Consider the following 8,127-nt stretch of genomic DNA (forward strand, 5'->3'; position numbering starts at 1 on the left):
TGTGAAGCAAGAATCCTTCTTCCTTTAGGGAGAGGAGAATGTCAAATAGCTTTTCTTTTATGTTCTAGTTTTCTAAAATCTCTAGGTTGATTTCGTTTTCAATGTCTTGTAAAATATACATATAAAAATATATATTTTTATATGTATATTTTACAAGATTTTTTTATTTAAAGGGGGGTAATGATGAAAAAAATATGTAAAAGTTGTGGAGCGGCAAATCAAGGAGTTGCAAGATACTGTTATGGCTGTAGTGCTTCCTTAAATAATAGCTTACCTAAAAATGAAAATACCGAATACAAGTTAAGTCCATCAGGCAATAATGTTTATGTTGTGGATGATACTGTTTCACTAGGTATGTGGATGTTGATAATTATTTTGAATGGTATTCCAATATTAAATATCTTTGTTATGATTTATCTAGCAGTTTTTTCAGAAAACGAAAATTTAAAAAATTATGGCAAGGCTGGCTCAATCTTGATTGGCATTGCGCTGGCATTTGCAATTATGCTCAAAGCATGTTCATAAGGGGTAAAAAGTATATATAATTAAAGAAAAGGAGTTTTTTTATGAAAAAATTTAGTATTTCAATTTCAACAATTTTAATGGTTAGTCTACTTTTAACATTTAGCGTAGATGCTAGTGAGGAAAGAGTTACAGTGCAAAAAGATGATAATATTATTGAGGATTCAATGATACTTCATACTCAATTAAGCAGGTCACTTTTAAATGAAGAATTAGTATACATAGATACGCTAAATGAAGGTTTGACTCCAACAATAGAGAATGGAAGAACTCTTGTGCCAGTCAGATTTGTTGCTGAAGGCTTTGGATTAGATGTAGGTTGGGATCATGAAACAAGAACCGTTTATTTAGAAAGCGAAGATAGGGAGATAATCTTAAAAATTGGGGAAGACATAATCAATATAAACAGAGTTCCTTTTGAAATGGATGTAAGTGCAAAAATAATAGAAGATAGGACTTTTATCCCTCTAAGAGCTGTATCAGAAGCTTTAAAAAAGGAAGTGTTTTATAAAGAAGGGATTATAATAATAGGTGAAGATGAAATAAACGACATTTCAGATGAAATGATTATACATTTAGAGAAAATATTAAGAAAAGAAATAGAATATGTTTCTGAAAAAGATGTTAAAACCGAAGAAGACAGTAAAGAAGATAGTGAACAAGAGGTTGAACAAGACAACGAGAAATACAGTGTGGAAATTGAACGTCAAAACATAAAAAAATCTACAAAAGAAGAAAAAGATCAATCTGAGATTGATTTTCTTAAAGAATTATTAAAAGTTAAGACAAGGTTAGATAAACAATCCTATTTGGAAATGCACATAGAAGAAGTTCAAGAAGATATTTTTACAGATTTATTTGAATATATTGAAGAAGATGAAATTGGCTTTGTTTTACATGAGGATTACTTTAAATTGATAGATTCATCAAAAGATGATGGTACATATACATATGAGTATTTGTATTTTGTGGTTTCTTCTAAAAAAGTAGAATACGACAATCCATTCGAGCTAGGTAGAGAAAAAGGATTTTTATTCAAAAAAACTACCACAATAAAGTGGACAGAAAATGGATGGAAAGCAGTTTTTGATGAAAACAACTTTTCAAATAATTTATATGATATAGAAAGATTTTTATCCACATCTGAAATTGCATGGGCTCAAAATAAGGTCTTTGGTGAAGTTCTTATAGATGGATATAGCGAAGAAGAAATAAAGCTTCCATTGTATAATAAGTATGATGTACCAAAGTTAAGTAGTATGATATATTCATATCCGAAATCATTTAATTACTATGCTGGTGGATTGGGGGTTCGGGTAGATACTGATTTTTTGGTAGTTAGTAAATTAGTTATAGACAAGATGAACAATGTTTCAGTTCCATTTAATTATGGCGATGCGTTAAAAATAATTTTAAATAAATGCAATGATGATATTGCATTTATAAAAATATCAGAAGAACAACCTGTTAAAAATGTAAGTGTTACATATGCTGAGGTAGGAGATAAAATAGGAATAATACAGGAAGCATTTTTAAGAGATACTAGTATTGTTATCGATGGTATAATAGAAGATGTGGAAAAGAAAGATGGTAAAAAATACTATAAAATTTCTTCTGAGATGTGGACTAGAGAAACGGGGACAAGGTTATATAAGACTTCGGGGATAGTATTAAATTCAGAGGGAGAATGGCTAGGTATTATAATTGATTATTGCAAAGAAGCTGATTTAATGACTGTAGCATCATCGGAAGACATTATAAGTGCTTTAAATGATAAGGAGAATCAAATTTCATATGAAATTCCTTTAGAGGGAAAAGAATATGAAAAAATGCTTCCAGAGGATATTAGAGAACCTTTAAAAAATGAAGCTATAGATGTATATAAAGAACTTTTAAAATACTTTAATGAAAGAGATGCAAAAAAATATGTTAGCTTATTTACGAGTGTTGACTATACTGAAGAGTTTGTAGAAGAGAATTTAGAAGAGTTCCTAAAAGAGTACATAGAAGATTATTCAGGAGAGAATTTAGAAGAGTTCCTAAAAGAGCACCTAGAAGAGTATTCAGGAGAGAATTTACAAGAGTATCTACAAGAAGAGTACTTTAAAACAGTAGCCGATCCATTAGAGATTAAAATAATACCTGCTGATGATTATATATTATCATTTGTTTCAATTTGTGAAGAGCTTATGACTTTAGAGTGTAAATCTTATTGGGTTTCTGAAAACGAAACTTATTTTAATAAAGGGTCTAGATGGCTACTTGTTAATGAAGAAATGCAACTAGAAAAAGAAGATGGTAAATGGAAGATATCGGCTATTAATGAGCTTGCTTTAAAAGAGTTGACAGAGGAAGAATTTAAAAAAACTCAGTAAAATTTAAAAAATTCAGTTTTAACAAAGAGTTTTTAAGCTGTAACTAATTAAATTTTAGAGCGATATTTTTATAATACCGACTCTTTTAACAAAAAGAGTCGGTATTATTGTGTGAAATTTTACGTTGTTATCTCAAGGGAATGATACATAAATAATGTTTATGTGTGTTAAAATGTAAAAATTCTTATACTTGAACTTCAAATCTGTTTGATGTTATAATAACTTTTAGAGTAACAAAATTCTATAAACTTCATTTCAAAGTTATCTATATACTACTCTTCATAAAAAAGTTTTTAACACTTATCGTAGGTTCTTTTTGTGTTGCTTAAATTAACATTTTCTACTGAAGGGGGGATTTTTCAAAAAATAAAATTTGTAAAATAGGGAGTAAAAGAAAAAAATTAGGGGGATTAGAATGTTAAAAGTATTTTCAAAAAAGACGGTAGCTGTTCTTTGTACATTTATGTTGCTAGTGTCCGTATTTCCAACTTTCTTTGTTTTTGCTGATGTAGAAGATGAGCAGGCAAATAAAGTTACCATGTTAACGGATTTTGAAGATGGTACGCTTCAAGGCTGGGATTGGAATATTGATTCAGGTATTGATGCGCCGTTGACAGTTGAAGAAGTAAATGGTTCAAGTGCTCTTTCTTGGGAGTATGTTGCCATTGATGAAGATTGGGAAGGTTCTCCAAGGTTGGATTTGTGGGAAGATGATTTTGTTCGTGGTGACAACGATTATGTTTCCTTTGATGTATATGTAGAACCTGAAAATGCAACAGAAGGTTCAATAGAAGTCTTTTTGATATTCCAGCCACCTGCTGCAGATTATTGGGCACAAGTTTCTGGTAAGGTAGATATTGATTTTGAAGATTTAGATGCAGCAGAAGAAATCAGTGAAGGAATATATCACTACCCTGCTCTATTTGATATTAATGATATTGATGAAGTAGAAGATGATACAGATCTTAGAAACATGGTTTTAATTTTTGCAAATAATGAAAGTGACTTTGAAGGAAGAGTATATGTTGACAATGTAGCTTTTGAGGCGGAAGAATCTGTAGAAGAAGATGATGAAGAAGATGATGAAGATGATGAAGAAACTGACGAAGAAGACTCTGATGAAGAAGAGACGGTTGTATTTGAAAACCTTCTTGGAAATGATGCAGTAAGAAGACCTTCAGAGGCTGGTGCTCTTCAGCTTGTTGAACACGATGATCAGTTGACTTTATCATGTGAAGAGGGAGATCCTATTCAGTTGCGTGGTATGAGTACCCATGGTTTGCAATGGTTTGGTGAAATTGTTAATGAAAATGCCTTTGCAACTCTTTCTAATGATTGGGGAAGTAATGCTATTCGTCTTGCAATGTATGTAGGAGAATATGGTTATGCGACAGACCCAAGTGTGAAGGACTTAGTTTATGAAGGAATAGAATTGGCATTTGAAAATGATATGTACGTAATAGTTGATTGGCATGTTCATGCACCAGGGGACCCAAGAGCTGATGTTTATTCAGGTGCATATGACTTTTTTGAAGAATTGGCTGATTACTATAAAGATCACGAAAAAAGCCATTACATAATATGGGAACTTGCGAATGAACCAAGTCCTAACAGTAGTGGTGGACCTGGTATTCCAAATGATGAAGAGGGTTGGCAGGCAGTAAAAGAATATGCAGATCCTATTGTAGAAATGCTTCGTGAAAAAGGTGACAACATTATTATTGTTGGAAATCCTAATTGGAGTCAAAGGCCTGATTTGGCAGCAGATGACCCTATAGACGCTGAAAATATAATGTACACAGTGCACTTCTATACAGGTACACATATGCCTTCAGATGAAAGCTATCCTTCTGATACTCCAAATTCAAGTAGAAGCAATGTAATGAGTAATGCTAGATATGCATTGGAAAATGACGTTGCTGTATTTTCTACAGAGTGGGGTGTAAGTGAGGCAACAGGTGATGGTGGTCCTTATTTAGATGAAGCTGATGTATGGATTGAATTTATGAATAAAAATAATATTAGCTGGACTAACTGGTCATTAACTAACAAAAATGAGGTTTCAGGTTCATTTACACCTTTTGAATTAGGAAAATCAGAGGCAACTCCTCTTGACCCAGGAGATGACCAAGTGTGGGCTATGGAAGAATTAAGCCTTTCAGGTGAATATGTACGTTCACGCATTAAAGGTATTGAGTATGACCCAATTGACAGAACTGCTTTTACAGAGGTAATATGGGATTTTGATGATGAGACAACACAGGGATTTGTTGTAAATGAAGACAGCCCAATTGAGACATTAGAGTTGTCTAATGAAGAAAATGCACTTAAAATTTCAGGACTCGATGAAAGTAGTGATGTTTCAAATGATAACTTCTGGGATAATGCTCGTATTTCAGCAGATGAATGGGAACAGGAAGTTGATATTTTAGGAGGAGAAGAGATAGCTTTTGAAATATTAGCAGAATCACCTTCAACTGTATCAATTGCAGCGGTTGCACAGGGGCCAGCAGCAGATTGGGCAAATCCTGCAAGAGCAATTCAGGTAACAGAAGATGATTTTGAAGAATATAATGACAAATATAAAGCTACGTTGGTTATTTCACAAGAGGATGCACCTTCACTTGAGGCGATTGCAGTAGATCCTGAGGATAATACTTTAACAAATATTATTTTATTTGTGGGAACAGAAGATGCAGATACTATTTTTATTGATAGCATTACAGTTTCAGGAACTGTTGTAGAAATACCTGTAATTCATGATGATATAGGAGATCCAGAACTTCCGTCAGATTTTGAAGATGGAACACGCCAAGGTTGGGATTGGAACCCAGAGTCAGGCGTGAAAAATGCATTAACTATTGAAGAGGCGAATGGTTCTAATGCTATTTCATGGGAATTTGCTTATCCTGAAGTTAAGCCTGAAGATGGATGGGCTTCTGCTTCACGTCTAGAGATTTGGAAAGATGGAATGGTTCGTGGAGATGATGATTTTGTAGTGTTTGACTTGTATCTTGATCCGATTCGTGGAGAAGACCAAGGGTCTATGATGATTAATCTTGTTTTCCAACCACCTGAAGCAGGTTGGTGGGCTCAGTCAATGGATGATTTTGAAGTTGATTTTGAAGCTTTAGATGAAGCAGAAATGACTGATGATGGATTATATCATCATGAAGTTCAAATGTCACTAAGAGATATTGATGGACTTGAAGATGATATGGAACTACGTAATATGGTTCTTATTTTTGCAGAAGGTGACCATACTTATTTTGCAGGAAGAGTATATTTAGACAATATCAGATTTGAAGAAGGTTATACAGTTGATGTTGAAGAGTGTGAAGGTGGAGCAATTGTAGTTAGTCAATCACCTGCACTTCCAGGAAATACTGTTGATCTTACTGTAGTTCCTGATGAAGGAATGAAGTTAAAAGAAGGGTCACTAAAATACACTGACGGTGATGAAGAAGTAAGTATAAGCGAAACAAGCTTTGTTATGCCGGAATCAGATGTAACTGTAACTGCAGAGTTTGAGCCTGCAACTGAAGCAGTGTTAACAGCTGATAATATAGTTATGGTTGAAGATGAGTATATAGTTACTTATGAGCTGGAAGATGCAGTTGAAATTTATGCTCAGGACATTACAATTAATTTTGATGAAGAAGTGTTTGAATTTGTAGGAGCAGAACCTGCAACTGATGACACAAAGATTATCGATACAGTTATTCATGAAGATGGTGAAGTGAGAGTTATTATTATCAATGAAGATGAACTAAATGGAAGTCTTGAGGTTGTTAATTTCATATTTAGTCCAAAGGATATGGAATCTGATGCATACACTGATATTTCAATGAGTGCAGAACTTGGAACAGCTCCTTCAGGAAATGTTATAAATCTTGAAGATTCACTAGAATCAGTTAGAGTTGCAGTAGCAGATCCAGCTGATGTTAACAGAGATGGTGTTATAAATGCTGGTGATTTAGCTCTTGTTGTTTACCACAATACAAAAACTACAGATAGCCCTGACTGGGAAGAGGCAAGGATAGCTGATGTAAACAATGATGGAGTTATAGACATACTTGATATCGCTTATGTAGCAAGTAGAATGGTTGAATAGTGAAATTTATTTTTAGTAGATAAATTTTAACAGCTATATTTTATCGGGAGGAAAAGAAGTTTTACTTTTCCTCCCTTTTTTCATGTGGTATAAAGTTAATTTATTATTTCTTTTAACTTTTTGGTAAGTCAAAATAATATATACAATGGAAACGGCACTAAAATACTTCTAAAAATCTAAAAGTTTGTTAAAAAATAAACAAAAAGTGACTTTGTGTGACTAAAGTAACGAAAAAAAGTGACTTTAGTCACACAAAGTCGTTACTAATGGCACTTGTATTAAAATTATTAATATAATATCATATTAATAGTAAAACAAAATTTTGCAAATTTTAGTTTAAAGTATTTTCTTAATTATATTAAAAAGAGTAATATAGGTAGGTGATAAATAAATTTTTATTTTACATAAAAGGAAATATACAAAATGATTTTATTCTTATTGATGGATAATATTGTTTGTGCTATAATGTAGAAAAAAAGAAATAAAGTAAGAAAATAAGGGGAGTATTTAAAGTACATACTTAATTTAAAAAGACACAAAAATCAAATCTATTTAATTCCCTAAAATATAAATTTAAATCAGCTCTAAGTTATGACAAAATGCAGTAATAAAAGTTAATATATTGATAAGAAAGGAGAGAGAGTTAAAAACTGGAATAATTTTGTAGTTATATGAGGTTTAATAAACTACAGTGTATTAAAGTATATTTTATTTATAGGAGGTAATGTGTTTTGAGAGGTAAAATAAAGAGCGCTATTGCATTTATGCTTGTTTTTACATTGATATTTGGACAAGCACTGTATTCGTTTGCAGAAAGTGGTGCAAATTTAAATGCTGGTAATTATGAGAAGATAGGTGATGAATCAATCATAGAGTATCCTATTACGGAAGATGATGATGAAAAAGTCAATGAAGAAAATAATAATAAAGATGATGAATTATCTAATGAGGAAGAAGATATATTACAAATAGAATATTTAGATGAAGAAATCAATGATAAAACAGAGGCAGATTTTAGAATGGCTTCAACGTTGACTGAAATTAGCAATGATTTAACGTTAGAAGACAATATGGTAATTGGTGAGGGGGTTTTACTTAGAGGTGGGAGTTTGGATC

The 8,127-nt window shown here is 32.2% G+C and carries 4 protein-coding genes; all 4 read left to right on the forward strand.

Features of this window, described 5'->3' with window-relative positions:
* Positions 1-183 precede the first annotated feature (183 nt).
* The gene (locus RBH29_RS16685) at positions 184-525 is read left to right on the forward strand and encodes a zinc ribbon domain-containing protein (protein WP_306698135.1); all 342 of its coding nucleotides are present in this window, start codon (positions 184-186) and stop codon (positions 523-525) included.
* A 41-nt stretch (positions 526-566) separates the two neighbouring features.
* Positions 567-2,897, forward strand: coding sequence for a copper amine oxidase N-terminal domain-containing protein (locus tag RBH29_RS16690; protein ID WP_306698136.1), 2,331 nt, complete (start codon positions 567-569; stop codon positions 2,895-2,897).
* A 415-nt stretch (positions 2,898-3,312) separates the two neighbouring features.
* A complete protein-coding gene (locus RBH29_RS16695) occupies positions 3,313-7,011 on the forward strand; it encodes a carbohydrate-binding domain-containing protein (RefSeq protein ID WP_306698137.1) in 3,699 nt (1,232 codons plus the stop codon).
* Positions 7,012-7,742: 731 nt separating this feature from the next.
* The coding region (locus RBH29_RS16700; RefSeq protein WP_306698138.1) for a hypothetical protein at positions 7,743-8,127 on the forward strand (385 nt) is incomplete at its 3' end.

Origin of the sequence: Herbivorax alkaliphila, assembly GCF_030848475.1 — a bacterium.
GTDB lineage: Bacteria > Bacillota > Clostridia > Acetivibrionales > Acetivibrionaceae > Herbivorax.